The organism is Olsenella porci (assembly GCF_009695875.1).
Classification (GTDB): Bacteria; Actinomycetota; Coriobacteriia; order Coriobacteriales; family Atopobiaceae; genus Olsenella_H; species Olsenella_H porci.
Genome location: NZ_VUNC01000005.1, coordinates 200,379 through 225,474 on the forward strand (window position 1 = coordinate 200,379; position 25,096 = coordinate 225,474).

Consider the following 25,096-nt stretch of genomic DNA (forward strand, 5'->3'; position numbering starts at 1 on the left):
CGCTACTCGTCGCCCTTGCCGTCCGCGCCCTCGTCACGCCTTCCCTCGCGGCCAGACTTCGCCGCATCGGGGAAGGCGACCTCCTCCTCAAAGGCGTCCTCGGCGAGTCCCAGCGCGTCGATGATGTCGCGTGCCATGACCCCTCGGGAGCCATAACGCTCGGCCGCGATGGTTCCGGCGTAGCCGTGCATCTCGCACGCCATGGCCGCCAGAAGCGGCAGGTCCTCGTTCTCCACCCCTGTACGGGCGAGAAGCGCCGCGATGACGCCACCCAGGACGTCCCCAGAGCCCGCCGTGGCGAGCGCCGCGGGGCCCGGCTTGGGAAGAATCGCCACGTCCACGCTCACACACGCCGTTGCGGAACCCTTGGCGACCACGCAGACCTCGCTGCCGCCATCGGACCACACGATACGCCTCGCGGCCTCCATCGCGGACGTAAGTGACGTGGGCGGCGTGTCCTGCAAGCCGACGAGACGCGCCAGCTCCATGCGATGCGGGGTCATGATCAGGGGGGCGTCTCGGCGGAGCAGCTCGGGGAAGTCGTCCACTCGGTTGGAGGTCAGGCGAGAGATGCAGTTGAGGGCATCCGCGTCGACCACCAGAGGGCGCTTTCCCGCGAGCAGGGTTGACACGATTCCAACGGTTCCCGAGGTCACCCGCATGCCCGGCCCCACGAGAGTGGCCGAGCGCTTCTCCGCCAGCTCCGCGACGAGGTCCGCCGCCTTGAGGGAGAAGGTCCCGTCTGCCTCGCAGGGAAGCGCGACCACCGGGATCTCGAGCATCTGCGACTGCACGATGGGGGCAATCTGCGCAGGCACCGCGAGCGTGACGTAGCCCGCCCCCGCACGCGCCGCCGCCATCGCCGCCATCATGGGGGCGCCGGGGAAGCGGGAGGACCCGCCAACGACCAGCACCGACCCACGGGTGAACTTGTCCACCGCGTTGGAGGGGGGCTCCAGGAGGTCCACGTAGTCGTCCAGGTCGGCACGCCACGCCACGGGGTCCGCCTCGCGCACTAGGCGCTCGGTCTGCTCGGCGAGGGGGGCGACCACGATGGCACCGCAGGCGTCACGCCCGCGGTCGGAGAGGAGCCCCGGCTTGAGCGACAGCATGGTCACCGTGAGGTCGGCAACCACGTACTTGCCGCTGGCAAGCCCGGTCTGGGCGGAGAGCCCGGACGGGACGTCGACCGCGATGACATGGGAGCCCGAGGCGTTGACGCTGTCGATCCAGATGTCAAACGGGGCGCGGGGCTCGCCGTGGAAGCCCGTGCCCAGCATGGCGTCGACCACCACGTCCGAGCCCATGAGCAGGACATCGAGGGTCTCGCGCGGGGGACCGACAACGACCTTGACACCGCTGTCCTGCGCGCTCTTTGCGACGACCCTCGCGATGTCACCCCTCAGGTCGTCCGGCTCCACGGGAGTCACCACCGTGACGTCAAACCCCTTGCCGTGCAGGTTCTCGGCCGCAACCCAGCCGTCGCCGCCGTTGTTGCCAAGGCCTGCGAGCACGGTGACGGTGTCGGCGCCCTCCATGCGGGCAACCTCGCTGGCAGCGGCCGCACCGGCACGGTGCATGAGCTCGGAGACGCTCACGCCCACCTCGGTGAGTGCCGCCTCCACGCGTCGGACGTCCTCCACGTTAAGTACTGGCTGCATCTGTTGGAGTCACTCCCCCGTCTCGTCGGTCGCGCCCCCGTCGGAGGGGCCCTCGGCCCCGCCTTCGAGCGTGTCCGCTATTCCATCCTGAAGCATCTCGAGCTCGTCGATCACCGACCGTGCCCGCTTGAAGGAGGCCTGCATCTCCTGGGCGGGGGTGGGCGTCTCGTCCACCTTGGGGCGCACGGCGTCCGTCACCGCGACGGCATTGGCAACCGCGACCTCGCGGGTGAGGGAGAGCGAGAGAGCGACCTCCCTCACCCCCTGCTCCCGGGCGACCTCGGCCGCCCGTCCCTCGAGGACGGCCGAGGGGCGGCCGTGCTCGCCCCTCGACACCCAGACGTCCTTCAGACCGATTCCGTTCCCAAACCCCGTCCCCAGCGCCTTGAGGACCGCCTCCCTTGCGGCGAAGCGGGCCGCATAGTGCTCAGCGGGGCGTGCCGTCGACTCGCAGTAGAGACGCTCCTCCTCCGTGAACGCGCGGCGGGCGAGGTTGGGGTGGCGCTCGAGGGCACGCCTCATGCGCTCGATCTCGAGCATGTCCACCCCTATGCCGGCAAGCTCCACGTTGCCTACTCCACCGTCACGGACTTGGCGAGGTTGCGGGGCTTGTCCACGTCGCAGCCACGCGCAATCGCGACGTAGCGCGCAAGCATCTGCAGGTGCACGATGGCGACGATGGGCACCAGGTACTCCTCGGGAACGGGCGGAATCCAGAGCACGTTGTCGCAGAGCTTGGCGATCTTCTCGTCACCGTCCGTCGCAACCGCGATGCAGGTGGCACCGCGCGCGATGACCTCCTGGATGTTGGAGACGGTCTTGTCGTGCACGTGGTCGGCGGGCACGATGGCAACCACGGGGAACCCAGGCTCGAGCAGGGCGATGGGGCCGTGCTTCATCTCGCCGGCGGGGTACGCCTCGGCGTGGAGGTAGCTGACCTCCTTGAGCTTGAGGGCGCCCTCGTAGGCAGTGGTGGAGTTGACGCCGCGGCCCAGGAAAAGCGCCGAATGGGCACTCCTGAACAGGCGGGACGCCTCTTGGTCCTGCCACCTGCGCGAGATGACCTCCCTGATGAGGGCGGGCATGGCCTGCAGGTTGCGGAAGTGCCTCTCGACCTCCGTCTGGTCCATCTGGCCGTTTGCCAGGGCAAGCCTGAGCGCGAGGAGGGAGCACGCGACCATCTGGGCGGTGTAGGCCTTGGTCGAGCACACGCAGATCTCGGGGCCGGCCTGCACGTAGAGAGTGCCGTCGCTCTCGCGCGCGGCGGTGGAGCCCAGGACGTTGGTCACCGCGAACACCTTGCAGCCAAGCCCCTTCATCCTACGGGCCGCGGTAAGGGTGTCCGCCGTCTCGCCCGACTGCGTGACGATGACGCAGAGGGTGTGGTCGGTGACGAGGGGCTCCTTGTAGTTGAGCTCGGAGGCATACTCGCAGAACACGGGGATCTTTGCCCAGTCCTCGATCATCGCGCGAGCGATGAGGCACACGTGGTAGGAGGTGCCGCACGCCACGAGGTAGATGCGATCGACCGACGCGAGCTCCTCGGCGGTCATGTTGAGCTCGTCCATCTCGATGCCGTGCTCGCCCAGGCGATCGTGGAGGAGGCGCTCGATGGCCTCGGGCTGCTCGTTGATCTCCTTGGCCATGAAGTCGGGGTAGCCGCCCAGGGTCGCCGCGGAGGCGTCCCAGTCGATGTCGAGGGTCGAGGGGTGCTCTACGACGGTGCCGTCAGCGTCGTACACGACCACGCTGCCGTCCTGGGAGAGACGCGCAAGCTGGTCGTCATCGAGTTGGATCACGTGGGAGGTCACGGTCGCGAGCGGGGTCACGTCGGAGGCGGCGTAGGCACCGTCCGGTGTGGAAGCCACGACGAGAGGGGACCCCTTGCGCGCGACGACGACCTGCCCGGGGGCGTCCGCGCACACCACGGCGAGGGCCCAGGTCCCCTGGAGTCTCTTGCACGCATAGCGCACGGCGCTCACGAGGTCACCCTTTGCGGGACCGTTCCAGGCGTCCTCGACCAGGTGGGCGATGACCTCGGAGTCGGTATCGCTCCTCAGGGTGTGGCCGGCGCGGGCGAGATAGGCGCGCAGCTCCTGGAAGTTCTCGATGATGCCGTTGTGGACGATGGCGATGCGGCCGCTGCAGTCCAGGTGGGGGTGGGCGTTCCTGTCGGTCGGGGCGCCATGAGTCGCCCAGCGCGTGTGCGCAATACCTGTGTTGCCCACCAGGTTGGCCGTGCGGCACCTCTCCACCAGGGCGGCAACCCTGCCGGCACACTTCACGCCGTGCAGCTCGCCGTCACCAGAGAGGACGTCGATCCCCGCCGAGTCGTAGCCGCGATACTCAAGGGCGGCAAGGCCGGCGAGCAGGTAGTCCTGCGCCTGCTTCTTTCCCGTGTAGCCAACGATTCCACACATGTGTCAGTCTCCTCCGGTCGTCACGGTCTCTCTTCACTCCAGTGAATTCTATCGCGGGGGCTATGCCTTGAAGGGCTCGAGCGCCTTGATCACGATGTCGTCCGCCTGGCGGCAGAGCTCCTTCTCGGGCGCCTCGGCGAGGACGCGCACCAGGGGCTCGGTCCCGCTCGCCCTCACGAGCACCCTGCCGTTGCCGGCGAGGAACTCCTCGGCCTCCTTGACCGCATCGAGCACGGGCTGGGCGGCCATCGCGGCCTCCTTGTCGGTGACCTTCACGTTGACGAGAAGCTGCGGGTAGAGCTTGACGGGCCTGGTGAGGGCAGAGAGGGGCTCGCGCTCCGCGCGCATGACCTCCATAATGCGCAGGCTAGTCATGATGCCGTCGCCGGTGCACTCGATGTCGCCGAAGATGATGTGGCCGGACTGCTCGCCGCCAAGGGAGTAGCCGTTCTTGCGCATGCAGGCATACACGTTCTTGTCGCCCACCGCGGTGGTCTCGTAGCTGAGCTTTGCCTGGTCAAAGGCCTTGAACAGTCCATAGTTAGACATGACCGTGGGAACGACCGTCCCCGCCGCGAGACGACCGTGCTTTGAGAGGTACTTGCCGCACACGTACAGGATCAGGTCTCCGTCGACCACGTGCCCGCGCTCATCGACGGCAATGCAGCGGTCAGCGTCGCCGTCGTAGGCAAAGCCCACGTCCAGGCCCTGCTCCACCACGTGACGCTGCAGTGCCTCGATGTGGGTGGAACCACAGCTCACGTTGATGTTGAAGCCGTTGGGCGCGTTGTTGATAACCCTGACGTCGGCACCTAGGGCGTCGAACACGGGCTTGGCGACGCTAGAGGCGGCGCCGTTGGCGCAGTCGATGCCGACCTTGACGCCCTGCAGGGAGAAGTTGGCACTTGCGATGAGATAGGCGATGTAGCGGTTGCGGCCCTGCATGTAGTCGACGGTCTGTCCGATTGCCTCTCCGGTTGCGAGGGGCACCTCGACCTTGCCGTCGATGTAATCCTCAACCTGCTGGAGGACGTCCTCGTCCATCTTGTAGCCCTCGCCGTTGACCAGCTTGATGCCGTTGTCGGTGTAGGGGTTGTGCGACGCGGTGATCATGATGCCGCAGTCAAAGCAGCCATCCACCGTCTCGTAGCTCACGCCGGGAGTGGGGATGACATGCAGCATGTACACGTCAGCGCCAGAGGCGACCAGGCCGGAGGTGAGGGCAGACTCGAACATGTAGCTCGAGCGGCGGGTGTCCTTGCCCAGCACGACGCGCGCCTTCTTGCCAACCCGAGCGCCGTAGTACCAGCCCACGAATCGCCCGATCTTGTAGGCGTGTTCCACGTTGAGGCCCTCGTTGGCCACTCCCCTGAACCCATCGGTCCCGAAGTACTTCATGGTCGTCCCCTTTTGTATCGCCTGATGCGTCGCTGAAAGGGCGACGCCTTCCTGTATACGAAAAAGGGGCCTGCCGACCCATTGCGGCAGACCCCTGACGAGGTGCTCGGGTCTCGAAGGACTAGCGCTTCGAGAACTGCGGGCGCTTGCGAGCCTTCTTCAGGCCGTACTTCTTGCGCTCGACCGCACGGGCGTCACGCGTGAGGAAGCCAGCCTTCTTGAGATCGGCGCGATACTCGCCGGCCTCGAGGAGGGCACGAGCGATGCCCAGACGAAGGGCGCCGGACTGACCGTTGATGCCGCCACCGGCGCAGTTGGCCAGGACGTCGAAGCGACCCATGGTGTCGGTCACGCGGAAGGGCGCGCAGGCGTTGTCGACGAGCTGCTGACGGCCAAAGTACTGGGCGGCGTCGCGGCCGTTGACGGTGATCTTTCCAGTGCCGGGAACGAGGCGCACGCGGGCGGTAGCCTCCTTGCGACGGCCGGTGCCGGTGTAAACAGCGCTGTTGTCAGCCATCGGTTAGGCCCTCCAATCGATCTTGACGGGGTTCTGGGCGGCATGCGGGTGCTCGGGGCCTGCGTAGACCTTGAGCTTGGTGCCCTGCTTGCGGCCAAGGGTGGTCTTGGGCAGCATGCCCTTCACGGCGTGCTCGACAACGCGCTCGGGGTGCTTCTCCATGGCCTCCTTGAAGCTCTCGGTCTTGAGGCCGCCCAGCCAGCCAGAGTAGCGCCAGTAGCTCTTGTGCTCGGCCTTGTTGCCGGTGAGCACCACCTTGTCGGCGTTGATGATCACAACGAAGTCGCCGGTGTCGGTGTGGGGGGTGTACTGGGGCTTGTTCTTGCCGCGCAGGATCATCGCAGCCTTGGTGGCAAGACGGCCGAGGGTAGCGCCCTCAGCGTCGATGAGCACCCACTTGCGCTCGACCTCGCCCGGCTTGGCGTATTGAGTCGACTTAGTCACTTGACTCCTCCAGATGCAACTTGACGGAACGCTATTTCCTAGAGATTACGGGGCTCAGTGGAAAAGCTTTAGAAGTATACAACTCATGTGACGCTACGGCGGTCCTCAAAAAGACAACACAGAAGTTGACCACTATAGCGGGCCGGAAGCACGGCAGGCCAGGAGGCGCCTCAGCCCCTCTCGGGCGAGAGGAACGATTCGACGTCCCCCAAGCGCTCCTCGGCGACCGACCTTCCCTCGAGGTAGAGGCTCAGGAGCTTCTCCCCGTCGTGCTCCGTGGCACCGACCTCCACGGGCCTCTTGGGCTCGAGGACGAGGACGGGGCTTTCGTCTTCCTTGGCAAGCGAGAAGAGCCGCTCCCTCTTTGCGTTGTAGCGCTCAGCCCGGGTCGAGGTCGCCTCCAGGTAGTACGGAAACCCGTCGTAGCGGTGGCTCCTAACGACCGCGCGCTCGTTGGCGCCAGATTTGACGTAGGAGCGGTGCTGGGTGACCACGACAAGCGCCCGGCTCGCGGGCTCGTAGCCATCTACCTTCGGCGCACCGGGCCTGCCCAGGGCAACCTCGAAGGGGATGGAGTCGGTTGTGCCCCCGTCGAGGTAGCGGTGACCGCCCACGTCCACGAGCCTGCTCACGAGCGGCATCGAGGCCGACGCGCGGACGTAGGGAAGGTCGTCGGGGAACCTCTTGCACTCGAGGTAGGCTGGGGTGCCAAAGACCACGTCCGATGCCACGGCAAACATCCTGAGGGGATTGGAGTTGAAGGTCTCGTCGTCCCCGGGATCCAGATGGTTCTGGATCTCGTCGTACATGAACTTACCGCCCGCGAGGTCGCCCGTCCTGGCGAGAGACCACAGGCTCATGAAGCGCTTGTCGTCCCTGAACGCCAGCATGATGCGCATGGTGCGACCTATCTGCCGGCTCTTAAAGCTAGCGGCGTTGATCGCACCGGCGGAGACGCCCCACACGCTGTCAAAGTCGTAGACGCCATGCTCCTGCAGCACGTCGAGCACGCCGGCGGTGAACATCGACCTGAAGCCACCGCCCTCGAGCACCAGCGCGTTGCCAGACCCCTTGGCACCTTCCATCCCTACCCCCTGTCGTCACGTAGCCCACTGGCCCGGGCAATACGTGCGCGACCACGGCATGTTGCCCGTCTCGATCCGTAACCATCTTATCCGCGAGAGACCCGGAACGGCGCTGTACCTCGGCGAGGCAAGGTCCCATGCAAAACGGGGCCGCCCCAACGGGACGGCCCCTCGCTTGTCATGGTGGAGGTGCGGAGAATCGAACTCCGGTCCAAGGCAAACCCCTGGCAGGTGTCTCCAAGCTCAGTCGCTTGTTGGGTCTCGGACGCCTCACGCCCAGCGACTCGCGCTTGGCGCCCCAGCCGGTTCGAGCTTAGCGCGCGGCATACCGACCACGTCCGCGCGAGCGTCTCCCTAAAATGACGTCGCCCCGGGAGCGGGAGAGACCCCCAGTTTGACGGCTGCTAAATTAGATTAAGCAGCGAGGGCGTAAGAGCCCTGATAAGAGTTGTCGTCAATTCAATTTGACGGTACCCCTGTTTTACGTGGCGAGGAGACCACGGCTTGCTGCCCACCTCAGACCTACCCTGTCGAAACCAGTCACCCCCACGTGGGAAATGGGGCTGCTGCCACCATGCGAGCTGTCAACGTACGCGTCCCCATCGGGACCGTATGAGTATACCCATACCAGGCCGTACACCTTACTTCCGAGACGGCGAATCCACCTGGTCGGCAAGGCGCTGTCGCTTCTCGCGGTCCTCGAACATGAGCACAAACGCGACGAGCAGCAGCACGCAGCTTGCGAGTATCGCCCTGAGGGAAAAGGTGGACAGGAGGAAGTTGCCGAGAATGGCCCCCAGGACGAAGGTCGCGATGACCACGTAATAGAGGAAGGCAGTCCTGAGGTCCCTCCGAACACCTCCGTGGATGTAGCTCACGAGTGCCTGCGTGCCGCTGCGCAGGTTGCCGATGCACATGGTCGTGGCGAACGGGCGCCCGTGGAGCTTGCGGAACGCCTGCACCTGCATGCCGCACGCGAGCGACGTGAGGCTGTTTGCCACCAGGTTCGAGGCCTCCGGCATGCACGCGACCACGCCAAGCAGGATGACCTCACAGGCAACCACATACTGGCGCCAGTGCATGCCATGGCTAAGGTGAAGCTTGATCTCGTGCGCGAGGGCACACCCCAGGGCAAAGCCAATGACGGGAAACAGGTAGTGGTTCACGCTGTCCCAGTTTCCCTCGGAGATGTTGACCCCAAGCAGCAGCAGGTTCCCCGTCTGCGCGTTGGCGAAGACCTTTCCCCTGCCCAGAAACGAGTATGCGTCCATGAGCCCGCCCGAGCAGGCGAGGACCAGCGCCAGCCAAACGGACTCGGAGGTCTGCGACGCCCGCTTTCGTAGTAGTTTCATCCGCTCCCTCTCCCTCACGACAAACAGGAACGAAGCTACTACAGTCAACCCGTCTTCCGCAAACGGCATGTGCCATTGGGCGAGAGGAGCTACGCCGGGGAGGCGGGAGCGTCTTCCGCCGGAAGACACGCGGCGGGGCGGCACCCAAAGGCACCGCCCCGCCGGCAATGGTTCCTGTACCCTCTCGCCTACTTCTCGACGAGCTCGAACATGTCGGGGCCAACGCCGCAGACGGGGCAGACGTAGTCCTCGGGAAGCTCGGGCGTGTCAACGGTGACCTCGTAGCCACAGACGGTGCAACGGAAGGTGTAGGTCTTCTTCTCTTCGTCGGCCATGGTGACTCCTCTCCACGTGGTGGCCCTCCCATGGGCCACCCCAAAATGCACCTTGGATAATATCATTTTATCCAAGGGTGACGCCTGCGATTGCCTACTGGTTACCAAGGTAGGAGGACGCCTTTGGCGGTGTCTTTCCCTTGAGGACAGTATGGTAGTACTCGTAGGTCAGGAGCGGGGCATCGTCCAGGACCTCGGCGTCGCGAACCTCGCCAACGAACACGGTGTGGGTCCCCACGTCCAGGGTCTGGACGACCTGGCAGGCAATGACACTCGCGGCGTTCTGTGGGGTAAAGGGGTCGCCCAGGCAGGTGGTACGCGTCTCTATCCCGGCAAACTTGTCGAACTCGGTCGAGGTCCTGAACCCAAACCTCCCCACGAAGGGCATGTCGGCCCCCTGGGTGAGGGGGCAGAGCGCGAAGTGGCCTGCGGACTTGATGACGTCGTGAGTGTGGTTCTGCTTGTTGACCACCACTGCGACCTGGAGCGGCTCACTGGTGAGCTGAAGCCCCGTGTTCACGAGGCACGCGCCCACGTCGTCCCCAGACCTTGCCGAGACCACGTAGAGCCCCGAAGAGAATTTGAACAGCGCCTTCGCGTCCATGCCTTTCCTCCTTGGTCACAATTCCCTACCCGCGGCTACGCTCCTTGAGTGCGCGCTGGATGTCGCGGTCGACCTGCCGACGCGCCATGTCGGCGCGCTTGTCGTAGAGCTTCTTTCCCTTGCCCAGTCCAATCTGCAGCTTCACTCGATTGTGCTCGTCAAAGTAGAGCTCGAGGGGGACTACTGCCAAGCCCTTGCCGCGCAGCTTTCCATCGAGATAGTCAATCTGCCGACGGTGCATCAGGAGCCTACGTCTGCGGTCGGGGTCCACGTTCCAGACCCCTCCGTTGGAGTACGGGTGAATGTGGACGCCCACCAGGAAGAGCTGGCCGCCTCGGATGATGCAGAACGAGTCGGATATCTGGGCGGGCCTCTCACGCAGGCTCTTGACCTCCGAGCCCGTGAGCTCTATGCCCGCCTCCCACGTGTCCTCGATGAGGTAGTCGTGACGGGCGACGCGATTTCTGGAGATCGTCTTCTTCCCGCGCGCGTTCTTGCTAGCGGGCATCAGTCGCACCCCCATCCTCCTCGTCCGCAGAGCGGATGAGACCGAGCAGCGTCATCGCCGCGTCCTCGCCCACAAGGTCGCGGGCGCGGACCGTGAGGTTGGTGGCGACGTCACGCTGGCCCATGGCGGCAGCGTCGGTGGCGCACATGAGCAGACACACCGCGATCTCGGCGTTGGCGCCGTCGGGCAGCCCCTCCTGGGCGAGGAGGTCGCGCGCCTCGTCATCCGTCACGGAGTCGGGGTCGCGCTCGGTCCCGCTTGCCTGGTCGAGCGCCGCAGCGAGCGTGGGATCCTCCGTTCCAAGCCGACGGCCAGCCCTGAGCGCCGCGGCCGAGGCGCGCGGCTTGTCCTGGACCTCAAAGTACTCCGCAAAGTTGGCGAAGGCGCGCTCGAGGTGACGGGCATCGCTCGCACGCTCGAACACGGAGTAGGTGAGCGCAAGGTACTCCTGCGGGTCGCCATCTATGCGATACAGATCCGCAAGGTTCAGGCGATACTCGCAACCCATGGGGTTCCAACGGACCGCCTGGCTCAGGGCCTGCTTCGCGGTGGTGTAGTCCCCCTCGTGAACGCTCGCGAGGGCGAGGTCGTTATAGAGCCTGTCAAACGGCTCGCCAACATCCCTGAGCTCGCGGGGGTCGTTCTCGACCCGCCTGTAGGCAAGGCGCTCGAAGAGCGTGGGAAAGCTGAACCACTGCACCTCGTCGGTGGTTGGGCAGTTCTTGTCCACGTACTCCTCGCAGTCCTCGGCGAGCTTTCGCAGCAGCTCCAGCGCCTGCTCCGACTGGCCTTGCACGAGCAGGCCCTCGGCGGTCTGGAGCCGTTCCGTCATGTCCGTCTGTTCCATCTGTCCCCCATCGCGGCACCGCCGCGTCTCGTCGCTATGCCTGTAGCCTACCCCGTTGTGCCCACTCCCTCGACACGGAGCCCGCGAGCGCGAAGTCGATGCGTCCGTGCGCGGGGTCGGTGCCCGTCACGGTGACCGCGACCCGTTGGCCCGGCCTCCACCTCTTGCCGCTCTCCTCCCCCGTGAGGGAGAGGAGCCTCTCGTCGTAGGCAAACCACTCGTCGCCGAGCGCCCTCACCGGGAGGAGCCCCTCGGCGCAGGTGTCGTCGAGGGCGACGAACAGACCATAGCGCTCCACCCCAACGACCATGCCCGAGAAGTCCTCTCCCACATGCCCGGAGAAGAGCTCGGCCATCTTCACCTTCTGTGACGCACGCGAGGCGGAGTCGGCAACCCTCTCCCTATCGCTGCAGTCCCTGCAGAGCTGAGGGAGGGCCTCCGCCACGCGCGCCTGCTCCTTGGACCCAAGCTCCCCATGTAGCAGCGCCTTGAGTGCGCGATGAACCGTGTCGTCGGGATAGCGCCTGATGGGAGACGTGAAGTGGCAGTACGCCCGCGCGCCCAGCGCGTAGTGCCCGTCGTTACGCGGAAGGTAGACCGCCCTCTTCTGCGCCCTCAGGAGCACCGAGCTCGCCAGGTACTCGGCCTGCGTCCCATGCGCGGCGCGCAGCACCTCCTGCATTGCCATGGGATCCCCGCTCACCAGCCTCTCCGCCAGATCCCCATGCAGGAGCCCCAGCTCGCCCAGGACCGGGAGCGTCTCCTTGAGGTCCTCGTGAGAGGGACGCTCGTGAACCCTGTACGCAACGGGTACGTCCGACTGGGAGAGAAGCGACGCGACGCACTCGTTGGCCATGAGCATGGCCTCCTCGATGAGCCCCGTTGCCCGGGTGCGCTCCCTCACCGACACGCCCTGGGGCTTGCCCCTCTCGTCCAGGATGACCTTCGCCTCCCGGGTCTCGAAGTCAATCGCGCCGCGAAGGCTCCTTACCTCGCGCCTGAGCGAGGCGACCTCGTCCAGGATGCGCAGCTGACCGGCAATCGCCTCGGGGCCACCCTCGACGGCGGGAAGGGAGGCCTCCTCAGCGCGACCATCCAACAGCGCGTCGACGGTGTCGTAGTCAAGTCTCGCCCGTGACCTGATGGCCGATGGGGCAACCTCAAACGAGGTCACGTTGCCATGGACGTCGAGGCGCATTAGGACGCTCATGCACAGGCGGTCGCTGCCGGGGACCAGCGAGCATACGTCGTTGCAGAGCTTCTCGGGCAGCATCGGGAGGACGCGATCCGCAAGGTAGACCGAGCAGGTCCTGCGACGTGCCTCGCGGTCGACCGGCGAGTCCCAGGGCACGTAGTGGGTCACGTCGGCGATGTGGACGTCCACCTCGTATCCGCCTTCTACCCTCCGGGCGCCAACCGCGTCATCGAAGTCACGCGCGTCGGTGGGGTCGACCGTCATGCACGAGCGATCTCTGAGGTCGCGCCGACAGGGGTCGCCCGCGAGCGCGGACTCAACGTCAACCCGCACCGGCTCCACCTGCTCGCAGCACTCCTCGGGGAAGTCCGTCGCAAGGTCGTACGATGCGATGACCGACTCCATGTCCAGGTCGAGGTCATCAGCGCCCCCAAGCCTGCGGTCGAGCGTCACCACGCCCGAGGAGTGGCGCGCGGGATACTCGAGGATCCTGGCGGAGACCACGTCCCCGTCGCTGACGCCCAACCGGCTGGCAGAGTCGTCCTCGGGCAGAACGAAGAAGTCCCTCCTGATCCTACCGTCGAGGGGCACGACGATGCCGAGTGGCGCGGCGTCAGCGTATGTGCCCGCGAAGGTCGTGGTCGCCCTCATGAGGACGGCCTGGACGTAGGCAAGCCGCTCGCCTCCCCTCCTGGTGCTCAGGGAGACCTGAACCTCGTCGCCGTTCATCGCTTCGCGAATGCCACCGCGCCCCACGGCAAAGCGCCCCTCGGCGGTGTCGACGGTGGCGACCCCGGGACGCGTGACCCTGATGAGCCCCGTCAACGTCTGACGGGGCTTGCGTGCCTTCCGCGGTGCACCACCGCGTCTCCGACCTCCGCCAGGATGCCTTCTTGCCATACCCCTCCAAAAAAGACGGGGGCGGCACGGTCATGCAACCGCACCGCCCCATCGGCAAAGTCTTCTGACTTCGCAACTCTTATACCCTGAGATACCGCCTCATCGCGATGGCGGAGCCAAACAGGCCGAGCAGGATGCCTATGACCACGAGCGCTCCATACGTTGCCGCCACCACCTGCGTGGGGAGGTTAAACGAGAGGAACGAGAGGCTCTGCTGGAGCTTGGGAAGCACGACCTGGGAGCCCGCCTGCAGCACGCCGATGGCGAGGAGCGAGCCAATGAGGGCCTCGAGCACGCCCTCGGTGAGGAACGGCCCACGAATGAAGCCGTTCGAGGCGCCCACGAGCCTCATGATCGCAATCTCGCGACGACGGGCGGCGATGGAGAGACGAATGGTGTTGTTGATGAAGACGAACGCGATGAACGAGAGGAGCACGACGAGGACGATTGCGCCCATGCGCAGGTAGTACGTCACGCTGAAGAGACGCTCGACCGTCTCGCGCCCATACGAGACCGCAGAGGATGCGTCCGACCCATCGGCGACCGACTGGAAGTCAGAGTCCTGGATAAGCTTGTTGGCAACCTCTTCGACCTTCTGCGGGTCCTTGAGGGTGATCACGTAGGAGGCGGGGACGGGATTCTCGCCATCAAGCGCGGCAACGACGTCGGAGGCATTGCGGTTGCTCATGGACTGCTTGTACTCCTCGAGCGCCTCGTCCTTGCTCTTGTACTTGACAGACTCGACGTCGTCCCACCCCTCTATCTTGGTCTGGAGGGCCTGGACGGCGTTGCTGTCGGCGTCGTCGGAGAGGAACGCCTGGATGGTGACGGAGTTCTCGACGTTGCCGACGAGGTTGCCAATCATGACCGACCCCATCACGAAGAGGCCAATCACAAAGAGCGAGAGGAAGATGGTAACGATGGCCCCCAGGACGGTGGACCAGTTCCTTCGGAAGTGGCGTCCGGCCTCGCGGAGCGAATAGCCTAGGTTAGAGGGCACCATAGTAGCCGTAACCTCCCCTCTCTTGGTCGCGGACCACGTGACCCGCTTCGAGCGCGATGACGCGCTTGCGCATAGAGTCGACCATCTCGCGGTCGTGGGTCGCCATGACCACGGTGGTTCCGGTGCGGTTGATCCGGTCCAGAAGCTTCATGATGCCCAGCGAGATTGCGGGGTCGAGGTTTCCGGTCGGCTCGTCGCACACCAGAAGGGGCGGACGGTTGACCATGGCCCTCGCGACCGAGACGCGCTGCTGCTCTCCACCAGAAAGCTGATCGGGGTAGTTGTCCATCTTCTCGGCAAGGCCGACGAGCCTGAGCACCTCGGGAACCTGCGCCTTGATGACCGCGCGAGACTTGCCGATGCACTCGAGAGCAAACGAGACGTTCTCGTAGACCGTCTTGTCGGGAAGGAGCTTGAAGTCCTGGTACACAGTGCCGATCTGGCGACGGAGGTACGGAACCCTGCTGTTGCGGAGCTTGGTGAGGTCCCTCCCCGCCACGATGACCTGCCCCTTGGTGGCGCGAAGCTCGCGCGTGAGGAGCTTGAGGAACGTCGACTTACCCGAGCCGGAGTGTCCGACGACAAACACGAACTCGCCAGGGTAGATGTCCAGGCTCACGTCTTCCAGCGCTGGCTTGTTGGGCTGGGCCGGGTAGATGAGTGTTGCGTTTTTGAGCGTGATGGTGGGGGTGCCCGTACGAGAGACCGCAGGTGCGCCCGCATCGTTCAGGGGTGCGAAGACGCTCGTGTACCCAGGCTGGGACGTTATCTCGTCCTCCGCCCGGTTCGCGACCGTCATCGAGCCTGCCGGCTGCTCCTGCTGGGGGGCCTCCGGCTCTGCTTGCGCATTGGGGGCGGGTGAGGCTGCGACGTGCTGGGCCGAGTGGCGCGGCACGAAGTTGGCCTGCTCCTGGTCCGTCACCTCGCTGCCCTGCGCCTCCTGGCTGTCGAGGGGCTGCTGCGCGCCCTCGTCCCCCTGTCGCTCGCTGCTGCGAAAGTGGTTGGCCACTAGAGCTCCTTTTTCTACATAGCGATACATGACAGATTCGTTGGCATTCTAGCAAAGACCGAGGATAGCGCCCCTAGGCCCCCATCTGGGCACAGATAAACCAGAGGCTCCCCACGGACCCTCTATCCGTAGGGAGCCTGCCTGCAAGATGCCTGAATCGCGGAGCGAATCCGCTGCAACGTCTACGCCCCGGCGGAGACCTTCTCCCAGTCGGCGTCGAACTTCGCCCTGCCCTCGGCGGTGAGCGGGTGCCTCACGCACTTCCTGAGCGCCGCGAAGGGCACGGTGGCGATGTCGGCGCCCATGAGGGCGGCCTGGGTCACGTGGTTGGGGGTGCGCACGGAGGCGGTGATGATCTCGGGGCCGCCCTCCCCGTCCCAGTAGCCGTAGGAGTAGTTCTTGACCGCGCGGACCACGGTCTCGAGCTGGGCGAGGCCGTCGTCGCCGATGTCGTCGAAGCGGCCGACGAAGGGGCTCACGTAGCGCGCGCCGGCGCGGGCGGCCAGCAGCGCCTGCGGGGCGGAGAACACCAGCGTCATGTTGACGCGGATGCCCTCGGAGGCGAGCTGGTGGGTCGCCGGCAGGCTCTCCTCGCAGATGGGCAGCTTCACGACGACGTTGGGGGCCAGCGCCGCGAGCCTCCTGGCGTCCTCCACCATGCCCTCGGTGGTCTTGGCCTGCGACTCGGCGGAGACGGGCAGGCCCTCGCAGACGCGGCAGATCTCGGCCATGTGGGCCTCGAAGTCGGCGAGCTTGCCGCCCGTCCTGGCGTACAGCGACGGGTTGGTGGTCACGCCCGAGAGCACGCCCCAGCTCATGGCCTCCCTGATCTCGTCGAGGTCGGCGGTGTCGATGAAGAACTTCATGTGTCCCCCTCTTCCTTGTTGCGCGTTTCGCCGCCGGTGGCGGCAGGGGCAGACTGCCTAACGTGCCCCGTGGCTGCAGATGCTAACGCAGGAGCGCGTTAACCGCGGCCGGTTTTCCGCGCGTGACTCCATGCGTTCGCCAGATGGGGCACCCCCACAACGGCTCCACATCCCAGGGGAAACCGCGTGCGGGATCGTCGCTCGTGCCTCTCCCCTAGGATCCCGAGCCTATCTGCGTAAAGCCCTCTCCAAATGCCTCGTGAACCTCGGTGACGATGACGACGGCATCCGGGTCGATCCCGGCGACGATCTCCTTGAGGCGATGGGTCTCCGTCCTGCCTAGCACGCACATCAGGACGGGCCTGCTGCTACCGCTCCAGAGGCCGCGCGCCTGCAGCTCGGTGCAGCCCCTGCCAAGGGTGTACAGGATCTGGTTGCCTATCCTGTCATGTTCCGACGAGATCACGAACGCCACGCGAGCGGTCAGGGGACCATCGACGATGGCGTCTATCACCCTGCCGCTGATGTACATCGCGACGCCAGCGTAGAGGGCATTGGTCAGGGAGAACACCGGAATCGACGCCGCGACAATCGCACCGTCGACGATGATGGCGAGGGTCCCGAGCGGCATCCCCGTCCGCCTGGCGATGAGCTGGCAGACGATGTCGGTCCCACCCGTGTTCCCGCCCGACAGGAAGACTATGCCGATGCCCGCGCCAGCAATCACGCCGCCCCAGATTGCTGAGAGCAGCAGGTCATTGTGGACGGGAACGGGCAGCACCGGCGCAAGGAGGTCGGTGAAGAGGCCCGAAACAATCATTCCGAATATGCTCTGCGTGACGTAGCCACCATCATGAGTCGTCGCATAGACGTACCCCAGGAGAACCGCGTTCATTGCGATGGTCTGGATGCCAACGGGCAGGGTTATCCCTGCATTGGCAGCGAGTGCAGACGTGATCGTTGCCACGCCCGTGAGCCCACCAGCCGCAAGGCCGTTTGGAATCTCGAAGCAGTCAATGCCGACGGCGTAGACAAAGGAGCCAAAGACGATCAGGGCGGCGTCGCGGACCGCCGTCCGGATTCCGCCTCGCGGCATCACTTGCCCTCACCGCCCCCGACCGCCCAGCGATGGTAGGCGATGATGAACTTGTCAAGATTCCCGTCCGAAAGCACCGAGTCGACATTGCTCGTCTCGACACCCGTCCTGAGGTCCTTCACGAGCTGGTACGGGTACAGCACGTAGCTCCTGATCTGGTTGCCAAACGAAATCTCGTGCTTGGGACCCCTCAACTCGTCGATCTCCGCGTCGCGACGCGCCTTCTCAAGCTCGTACAGACGGCTCTTCAGGATCTGCATCGCTGCCGCTTTGTTCTGCAGCTGGCTGCGCTCGTTCTGGCAGGTGACCACGATTCCGGTAGGGATGTGCGTGATGCGCACCGCCGAGTCGGTTGTGTTGACACCCTGGCCACCGGGGCCAGACGCGTGGTACACGTCAATCCTGAGGTCACCCGGGTCTATCTTCACCTCGATGTCATCAGGAAGCACCGGGAGGACCTCGACGCCGGCGAAGGTCGTCTGGCGACGCTTCTTCGCATCGGTGGGAGAAATCCTCACGAGCCGGTGAACCCCCTGCTCCGCCCTGAGCATCCCGTATGCGTTCTTGCCCGAGACCGTGAAGGTGGCTCTGTCGATGCCAATGCCCTCCGCAGCGGGGGCGTCGTTCACAACGACCTTCCAGTCCCTTCTCACGCAGTAGGCGAGGTACATGTGGAAGAGCATGTCCGTCCAGTCCTGGGCCTCTAGCCCGCCCTGACCGGGGGTAATGGTCACGATTGCATCGCCGTGATCAAGGTCGTCCACGAACCAGCTCGAGAGCTCCAGCTCTCCAAGATACCCCTCGAGCTCGGAGCGCATGCCCTCCGCCTCGGAGAGCATGTCCTGGTCCTGCGTCTCCTCCCCCAGCTCGAACGCCGTCTCGAGGTCCTCGAGCTTTGAGCGTGCCTCATCCACCGCACGAACATCGTCCTTCGCGGCGTTAAGCCTCGCCATAACGGCAGTTGCCGCCGCGGTGTCGTCCCAGAACCCCGCACTCGCACTCTGTGCCTCGAGCTCCGAGACCAGGCCGCGCTTCTCACCTACGTGCAGGTAGCCCTCGACCTGGTCGAGGCGTTCGCCCAACGCTTCAATGTCAGTCTTCTCCACGGGCGCCGCCTAGCGATTCCTGCCGTGGCAGTTCTTGAACTTCTTTCCGCTACCACAGGGGCAGGGGTCGTTGCGGCCAACCCCAACATACGGATCCGGGTCCTCGGACTTGCGATACGTCATTGGCTTGGACGGCGCGGGGGTGCCACCCCCCTGTCCCGCCGCCTTCAGGTGAGAGGGGGCGCGCCTGTTTCCATGGTCGCCGTCAACCTCTTCGGGACCGGAGTAGTGAGCGCCCCTCAACCCGTCATCCTCGGGCTGCTGGGGAGCAACGGCGAGCTCGATGCGTAGAATCGTACGTAGGAAGTCCTCGTACATCGTGTTGACGAGCTCGGTGAATGCAGCAAATGCCTCCGTCTTGTACTCCACGAGCGGGTCGCGCTGACCGAAGCCACGCAGTCCAATGCCAGTCTTGAGGTAGTCCATCTCCTGAAGGTAAGACATCCAGCGGGTATCAATGACGCGCAGCATTACCTGTGCCGAGAGCTGCTGCATAATCTCGTCCGAGAGCCTCTCGGACTTCTCGTGGTAGCAGGAAACGACGTACTCGTCGATCGCATCGACGATGTCGCCCTGCTCCATGTCTTCGTTGGCCGCTGGCCCATCGGTGCGCCCAGTGAGCTCCTGCAGCCACTTCGAGAGACCCTTGAAGTCCCACGTCTCTGGGTCGCCGTCCTCGGGACAGAACTCCGCAACCCTGCGTTGCACGGTATCGAGCGTGACCTCCTCGACGTGCGCGACGAGGTCCTTGCCATCCAGAATCTTGTTGCGCTCCTCGTAGATGACCTGGCGCTGCTTGTTCATGACGTCATCGTAGTCGAGGACGTTTTTGCGCATCGAGAAGTTGATCTGCTCGACCTTGCGCTGCGCGCTCTCCACCGCCTTGGTGACGATCTTGGCTTGGATGGGCATGTCGTCGGGCATGTCGTACTTGTCCATCATGCTCGCGATGCGGTCCATGCGCTCGCCGCCAAAGAGGCGCATCAGGTTGTCCTCCAGCGAGAGGTAGAACTGCGTCTCGCCCGGATCCCCCTGACGGCCGGAACGGCCCCTCAGCTGATTGTCGATTCGACGGCTCTCGTGGCGCTCGGTGCCGATGACGCAGAGACCACCCGCGGCAAGCACGTGCTCCTTCTCGCGCTCGCAGGTCTCCTTTGCCTCGTCCAGCGCCGCCTCCCTCTGCTCGGGGGTTGCCTCCTCTGGGTCGACCCCATCGCGGGCGAGAAGGTCGGACGCCAGGAACTGTGGGTTGCCACCCAGCAGGATGTCCGTACCACGACCGGCCATGTTGGTCGCGATCGTGACGGCCCCCTCGCGACCCGCCTGCGCAACAATCTGTGCCTCACGCTCGTGGAACTTGGCGTTGAGGACCTGGTGCTTGATGCCCCTCTTGTCGAGGATGCGAGAGAGCTTCTCGGAATTCTCGATGGAGACGGTACCCACCAGCACCGGCTGCCCCTTCTCATGGCGCGCCACGACGTCATCCGCAACGGCGTTGAACTTTGCGTCCACGGTCTTGTACACGAGGTCGTCGTGGTCGACGCGAATGACCGGCTTGTTGGGCGGAATTGCCTGGACAGGCAGGTTGTAAATCTCTCTGAACTCCGCGTCCTCGGTCATGGCGGTGCCCGTCATGCCGCTGAGCTTGTCGTAGAGGCGGAAGTAGTTCTGAAGCGTGATGGTCGCAAGGGTCTGGTTCTCCTCGCGAATGAGCACGCCCTCCTTCGCCTCGATTGCCTGGTGCAGGCCCTCGGAGTAGCGCCTGCCCTCCATGATTCGACCCGTGAACTCGTCGACGATCTTAACCTCGCCATCCGCAACGACGTACTGCTGGTCGCGGTGGAACATGTACTGGGCCTTGAGCGCCTGCTGCAGGTGGTTGACCAGCTGCCCGCTCATATCGGCGTAAATGTCATCGATGCCCAGGGCCCGCTCAATCTTCTTGAGGCCGGTATCTGTCGCGGCGATGGTGTGCTTAGCCTCGTCCATCTCAAAGTCGACGTCGGGCTTGAGGCCGCGGACGGCGCGGGCGAAGTCCTTGTACGTACTCGCCGACTTTGTGCCGGCACCAGAGATGATGAGCGGGGTTCGTGCCTCGTCGATGAGGATTGAGTCCACCTCGTCGACGATGGCGAAGTTGTGCCCACGCTGCACGCGCATATCCGCCCTCGTGACCATGTTGTCGCGAAGGTAGTCAAAGCCAAACTCGGAGTTGGTGCCATAGGTCACGTCCGCCGAGTAGGCCGGCTTCTTGTCGGGGAGCCGCATCCCGTTCTGCAGCAGGCCCACGTCCATGCCCATGAAGCGATAGACCTGCCCCATCCACTGGCTGTCGCGTTTCGCGAGGTAGTCGTTTACCGTGACGATGTGGACGCCCTTGCCGGAGATTGCGTTGAGGTAGCCGGCGAGGGTCGAGACGAGCGTCTTGCCCTCGCCGGTCTTCATCTCCGCAATCATGCCGCGATGGAGCGCGATGCCACCTATCACCTGCACGTCGAAGTGACGCATGCCAAGGGTCCTGCTCGAGGCCTCCCTCATAGCAGCAAACGCCTCGGGCAGTATGTCATCGAGGGGCTCTCCGTTGTCGTAGCGCTCCCTAAAGCGTGCGGTCTGCGACCTCAGCTCCTCGTCGTCCATGGCGTGGAAGGTCTGCTCTTGATCGTTCACCTGGTCGGCAATCTTCCGAAACTCCTTGAGCTGCTTGTCTGCGCCCTTCGACATGAGGCGAGAAAATAGGTTAGGCATATGCATCCTTTGTCATGACAGAGGGTTCTTATCCATAGTTCTCAACGCGTACCAATGTACCCGTTGGGCCACGCTGACCGTCAGCTGAGAATCTCTGTCATTAAAATGGCATTGACGTTGTGTTACTGTTCCAGGCTTTCGTCGTCCCTTCTCCGCATCGCCTCCCTAAATGCCTCCTCCAGCTCTGGGCAGGGGACCATCTCGCCCTTCTTAACCTTTGCGCGATAGTCCTTCCTAAGCTGCTCGACCTCCACCATTCTCCCAAGCTCTGTAAGGGACCTCACCAACCCTATGAGCAAGTCCTCCCTCCCCGGGGCCACTTCCAGGGCAGACTCCGCAAACTGGCAGGCGAGTAGGGGCCTCCCCAAGCGAAGCGCAGCCGAGATTCCCACAGCCATGCTATCGGCAAACGAGGCATCCAATGCCCTGCCCGCATCCTCGCACGCTCCGACCGGGTCGCCTCCCAGCCCACAGGGACCAGTCGAGAAGGCCCGTCTCACCAGTCGTGCATGGTCCATCGCGGCCCTATCCCCAGCGCCATCCGCAAGGACGCTCTCGACCTCGGAGAGGAACACGTCGACATCCGTGCCCACGCTCTCCGGGTTTAGGGCGATGAGACCGCTGCCACGAACGTTCCTAAAGGGATCGACCCCCAGCTCCTGGGCGCGGAGCACCTTCCTCGCGGCAGCAACCGCCTCGTAGAGCTTCTGCATCCCGTCGGTGTAGTCCGTCTCCCCCCAAATCGCGCGCAACGCCTCGTGCCGTCTGAGCTCGTGCCCGGGCGTAACCGCCAGGGCAATAAGCAGGTCGCGAGCCCTCCTCGCCCCAAACTTGAGCGGGTCGACCAATTTGCCCTCGCAGTACACGGAGAATCCACCAAGAACGTTAATCCTATAGGTCTTGTCCTCCGGCTCCTCAAGAACGAGGAGCCCCTCCTCGCCCACGAGGTGATTACCCTCAGGGGTCTCGGGCACACTCTCGCTGTCTGACGGTTCCTCGTCGATCAGATCCGTCCAGGCATGTGGGGCAGCCGACCTGAAGGCACGCGAAACCTCGCCGCAGTCTTTCGAAAGTAGGGACACAATCCAGAGGACCTCTCTGTCGCATCGTGCCTTGGAGAGACGCTCGAACGACTTGTGGGACGAGAGACCACCTCCATTGGCATGAAGAAGCAACCGCATAAGGTCCCTAAGAGCCGGTTCGCTGAGGTCGGAGTTCTTTGCCGCGACAGTCGCACCCTCCCCAAGGGAGAGGAGAATTGCGGCGTCCAACAGCTTGGCCACGTCCGCGAGGTAGGAGGATCCCCCGCTCTCTGCCAGCAAAACTGCCCTCGAAGCCCTCACGTGCGCGCGGGTGCACCCGCCTGACCGTAGGTCCGCGACAGCTGCCGCCAACAGGAATGATGCCTCGATCAGCGTGTCGCCATTCTCTCCCGCGCGGTTGATTGCACGCTCGACGCCCTTGATCGATGTGGCATGCCCCATCACGACTCTTAGGGCCCGGTTGACGGTCACACGATAAACTCCAAGCCTCCGGGGAGAGGCGCCTCCGATAATCCTTTCTGCGGCAGCGACGTCCCTCTTTTCCTCCGGCGTCAACCTCTCGCCCAGGAGTGCGCTCACAAACGCAAAGTCATCGCATAGCAGTGCCGCAGGAAGCGTTCTGGGTTCCCTGCGGAACGGCGAGTCGAGCATAGCTGTAAAGGCGCCCTTCAGTTCCCCCGCCGCCAAGAGGCCCATGACTTTGCCGTGGAGGACAAGCGCGGCATCTGTGGCACGCAGCTGCCCACCCGGTTGACCCATGTTGCCGCAGGCAGATACTGCCCTGTCCCTACAGTCCGCCACCAATCGGCAAACGCCCCAGTCAAAAGAACTCCGTCCTGATTTTGGGAGAAAGCCAGCGCATTCAAGGCGACCGCTTTTCGCCTCGGAAAGGCGCCCATCCACTTCCAGAATGAGCTGCCTCGACTTCAGGTACCCGGGGGTAGCGCGGACGCCCGAATCGTCTGCCGCAGCTAGGCAGCGGTTCAAAAACTCCCTTTGCCCAGAGAACAACAGCCCCTCGCCCCAATGGCAGCCGATGGCGCTCAGTTCCTCCGGGTCATCGACCATTGAGCCGACAAGCGAGGCACGAGCGAAGTCGCCGCGCCTCGAAAGCGCCCATACCACTCCAAGCACCAGGTCCCCCCACTTGCTGCAGGTTCCCCGTAGCATAGGGAGGCACTTTTCGAGCAGGGCATTCTCGCAGAGACCTGCAACGGAAAATTTGGAATTGACCAGATTGATGTCAAACAGAGGGGCGCTCACCTTTAGCCAGAGAAGCGCCTCGTCATCCGTCCTTGGAAGAATCTCTCGAACGCTCGCCAGCTCCCCGCTACCCAAGAGCATCAACGTTGCCCGAAGTGCCCGCTCCTCTTCGTCTAGGCTATCCCGAAGATACTCTGACGAAAGGCGAGCGAGTGCATCAACGTATTTCGCGGTAACGGCATCCTGGCAATTAATAACGCGTGAAGACGCAGGTCCCATTAACGAATACTCAAGAGAAGGGATCCCGTGAGTGAAGCCCCAGCGAACCGGTTCGTCCGACATCCCCTCCCCGCAGAGGAGGTCTTTGGCGCCAACGACCTTTGCCTCGGGGAGAAGCTCGGCGACCGCCCGTGACTCTGGACGAATGGCAATGAGAATGTATGCGCCAGCAGCCGCCATCTTTCGAATCGCTCGTGCCTCGCGATGAGTCGCTTGCTCGCCGTCGGGGGGAAGTCCATCGATTCCCACGACGACACGGGAATTTATATTTGCAAGCGAGACAACTTCCCGAGAAATCCGATATACCTTCTCAGGGACATCAAGACAGCAAGAGCGCGAGAGATCGAAAATTCTCACGACCGCACCACGGGATTCCTCGTTATCAAGAATGTGGCAAATGAGATTGGTCTTCCCCATGCCAGCTTCCCCGCACAGGAAGGTAATCCGACTTGTTCCAGACAGGGGAAGGACGACTTCCGCTGAAGGCACTTTTGTACGTTCGACACGTACAAAAGGTCCCCTGCAGTCATGAATGGCAGAACATTCAACAGGCTCATAAAGCATTTCGTAAGTCCCCCTTCTCTGAAAAGATAGTTGTTTGGCTTCAAACATGAAATGAGCCACATCAATTCTCGGATGTTTTTTGAAATGTTAAAAGTGTCTTCAGCCTGTTTTCTGCCAGCGGCAACCCTTGTTCTGCAGAAGTGTTCACAAACAATTTAGATGGGGATTATCGGATAGTCACCCGCAAGTTACATGACGACAAAACGCAATATTGAGCAACCAAAGCCATTGTCCCTGTCCTCGTTGAAGGCGCGGCCCCTCCGGTCGTCGAGATCCACCGTAGTGAGAATGTCTCTCTGACACATTCTGTAGGTAGGCTTCGTCGATGCCGACCCTGCCGATGCCCGATTAGCACGCCTTCCCGGTCTCGGGAACAACGCGCCGCAGCATCCTCCACACGGCGTCGTCAGACATCCGCGGTCCCTTAGACAATCTGGACGCAATCATGACCGACAGGTCCTAACCCAGCACATGTTATTAATGGAGGGATGAGATAAGAGTCGAGGCGAGTCGAGGCGCCTCCCACGGCATGCACACGCCTACGTTGGAGCAGTCCGACATGGGCACAGCCAATGGGGCGATGGTCTGGGGCTGCCAAAGGACGAAATGACGCCTAAAGCGCTCGCAAGTGTCGTAGACCCCACACCTTCGCCCACACAAGGAGCACACGACGACACAACCGCCCTAGGGCCCCGAAACGCGGACAGGCCGCGCGCCCCGGCCTGGGACGCGCGGCCTGCCTTGCCGTCGCGGGGGGGGCGCACGGCCCGTGCGTCCGGGCGCGATAACAAAAGGAGGGGGCCCGCCCCCAAAGGGACGGACCCCCTCCGAATGCCTCTCGCGGGACGGCGGCGACCCGCTCTCCCACGGACTACTCCGCAGTACCATGGGCGCTCGGGGGCTTAGCTTCCGGGTT

Annotated in this window: 20 protein-coding genes and 1 other RNA gene; all 21 read right to left on the bottom strand. The window is 64.0% G+C overall.

What is annotated here, in order from left to right:
* Window positions 1-2: 2 nt before the first annotated feature.
* On the bottom strand, window positions 3-1,661 hold the full coding sequence (locus FYJ68_RS07560) for an NAD(P)H-hydrate dehydratase (protein ID WP_154435599.1): 1,659 nt from the start codon (window positions 1,659-1,661) through the stop codon (window positions 3-5).
* A gap of 9 nt (window positions 1,662-1,670) precedes the next feature.
* Window positions 1,671-2,228: a holo-ACP synthase gene (gene acpS, locus FYJ68_RS07565; protein ID WP_326832270.1), complete on the bottom strand. Its 558-nt coding sequence runs from the start codon at window positions 2,226-2,228 to the stop codon at window positions 1,671-1,673.
* A gap of 5 nt (window positions 2,229-2,233) precedes the next feature.
* The gene (glmS, locus tag FYJ68_RS07570) at window positions 2,234-4,081 is read right to left on the bottom strand and encodes a glutamine--fructose-6-phosphate transaminase (isomerizing) (protein ID WP_154435600.1); all 1,848 of its coding nucleotides are present in this window, start codon (window positions 4,079-4,081) and stop codon (window positions 2,234-2,236) included.
* 60 nt (window positions 4,082-4,141) lie between these two features.
* On the bottom strand, window positions 4,142-5,479 hold the full coding sequence (gene glmM, locus FYJ68_RS07575) for a phosphoglucosamine mutase (protein ID WP_154435601.1): 1,338 nt from the start codon (window positions 5,477-5,479) through the stop codon (window positions 4,142-4,144).
* 121 nt (window positions 5,480-5,600) lie between these two features.
* On the bottom strand, window positions 5,601-5,996 hold the full coding sequence (gene rpsI, locus FYJ68_RS07580) for a 30S ribosomal protein S9 (protein ID WP_154435602.1): 396 nt from the start codon (window positions 5,994-5,996) through the stop codon (window positions 5,601-5,603).
* Between the two features lie 3 nt (window positions 5,997-5,999).
* Entirely contained in the window at window positions 6,000-6,440 is a 441-nt protein-coding gene (gene rplM / locus FYJ68_RS07585) for a 50S ribosomal protein L13 (protein ID WP_326832271.1), read from the bottom strand.
* A 170-nt stretch (window positions 6,441-6,610) separates the two neighbouring features.
* Window positions 6,611-7,525: a patatin-like phospholipase family protein gene (locus FYJ68_RS07590; RefSeq protein WP_154435603.1), complete on the bottom strand. Its 915-nt coding sequence runs from the start codon at window positions 7,523-7,525 to the stop codon at window positions 6,611-6,613.
* A 181-nt stretch (window positions 7,526-7,706) separates the two neighbouring features.
* Window positions 7,707-8,073, bottom strand: a transfer-messenger RNA (tmRNA) gene (gene ssrA / locus FYJ68_RS07595).
* 93 nt (window positions 8,074-8,166) lie between these two features.
* Window positions 8,167-8,925: a YoaK family protein gene (locus FYJ68_RS07600; RefSeq protein ID WP_229772119.1), complete on the bottom strand. Its 759-nt coding sequence runs from the start codon at window positions 8,923-8,925 to the stop codon at window positions 8,167-8,169.
* A gap of 140 nt (window positions 8,926-9,065) precedes the next feature.
* The gene (locus FYJ68_RS07605) at window positions 9,066-9,212 is read right to left on the bottom strand and encodes a rubredoxin-like domain-containing protein (RefSeq protein ID WP_154435604.1); all 147 of its coding nucleotides are present in this window, start codon (window positions 9,210-9,212) and stop codon (window positions 9,066-9,068) included.
* Between the two features lie 94 nt (window positions 9,213-9,306).
* On the bottom strand, window positions 9,307-9,816 hold the full coding sequence (locus FYJ68_RS07610; protein ID WP_154435605.1) for a flavin reductase family protein: 510 nt from the start codon (window positions 9,814-9,816) through the stop codon (window positions 9,307-9,309).
* A gap of 25 nt (window positions 9,817-9,841) precedes the next feature.
* Window positions 9,842-10,324, bottom strand: coding sequence for an SsrA-binding protein SmpB (gene smpB / locus FYJ68_RS07615; protein ID WP_154435606.1), 483 nt, complete (start codon window positions 10,322-10,324; stop codon window positions 9,842-9,844).
* Window positions 10,314-11,171, bottom strand: coding sequence for a tetratricopeptide repeat protein (locus tag FYJ68_RS07620; protein WP_154435607.1), 858 nt, complete (start codon window positions 11,169-11,171; stop codon window positions 10,314-10,316). Before FYJ68_RS07620 ends, smpB begins: the two co-directional genes overlap by 11 nt.
* Window positions 11,172-11,205: 34 nt before the next feature.
* Window positions 11,206-13,191 carry a ribonuclease R family protein gene (locus tag FYJ68_RS07625; protein ID WP_229772120.1) on the bottom strand — a complete coding sequence of 662 codons (1,986 nt, stop codon included), beginning with the start codon at window positions 13,189-13,191 and terminating at the stop codon, window positions 11,206-11,208.
* Window positions 13,192-13,345: 154 nt separating this feature from the next.
* The gene (gene ftsX / locus FYJ68_RS07630; RefSeq protein ID WP_154435609.1) at window positions 13,346-14,269 is read right to left on the bottom strand and encodes a permease-like cell division protein FtsX; all 924 of its coding nucleotides are present in this window, start codon (window positions 14,267-14,269) and stop codon (window positions 13,346-13,348) included.
* Entirely contained in the window at window positions 14,256-15,278 is a 1,023-nt protein-coding gene (gene ftsE / locus FYJ68_RS07635) for a cell division ATP-binding protein FtsE (RefSeq protein WP_326832272.1), read from the bottom strand. The genes ftsX and ftsE overlap by 14 nt, the downstream gene beginning before the upstream one ends.
* Before the next feature lie 182 nt (window positions 15,279-15,460).
* Complete coding sequence (locus FYJ68_RS07640; protein WP_154435450.1) at window positions 15,461-16,144, bottom strand: transaldolase family protein; 684 nt, start codon at window positions 16,142-16,144, stop codon at window positions 15,461-15,463.
* A gap of 214 nt (window positions 16,145-16,358) precedes the next feature.
* The gene (locus FYJ68_RS07645; protein ID WP_154435611.1) at window positions 16,359-17,240 is read right to left on the bottom strand and encodes a YitT family protein; all 882 of its coding nucleotides are present in this window, start codon (window positions 17,238-17,240) and stop codon (window positions 16,359-16,361) included.
* Window positions 17,240-18,346, bottom strand: a complete 1,107-nt coding sequence (gene prfB, locus FYJ68_RS07650) for a peptide chain release factor 2 (RefSeq protein ID WP_326832273.1) — start codon at window positions 18,344-18,346, stop codon at window positions 17,240-17,242. Before prfB ends, FYJ68_RS07645 begins: the two co-directional genes overlap by 1 nt.
* Before the next feature lie 9 nt (window positions 18,347-18,355).
* On the bottom strand, window positions 18,356-21,091 hold the full coding sequence (gene secA, locus FYJ68_RS07655; RefSeq protein ID WP_154435612.1) for a preprotein translocase subunit SecA: 2,736 nt from the start codon (window positions 21,089-21,091) through the stop codon (window positions 18,356-18,358).
* Between the two features lie 122 nt (window positions 21,092-21,213).
* Window positions 21,214-24,033: a hypothetical protein gene (locus tag FYJ68_RS07660; RefSeq protein ID WP_154435613.1), complete on the bottom strand. Its 2,820-nt coding sequence runs from the start codon at window positions 24,031-24,033 to the stop codon at window positions 21,214-21,216.
* Between the last annotated feature and the right edge of the window lie 1,063 nt (window positions 24,034-25,096).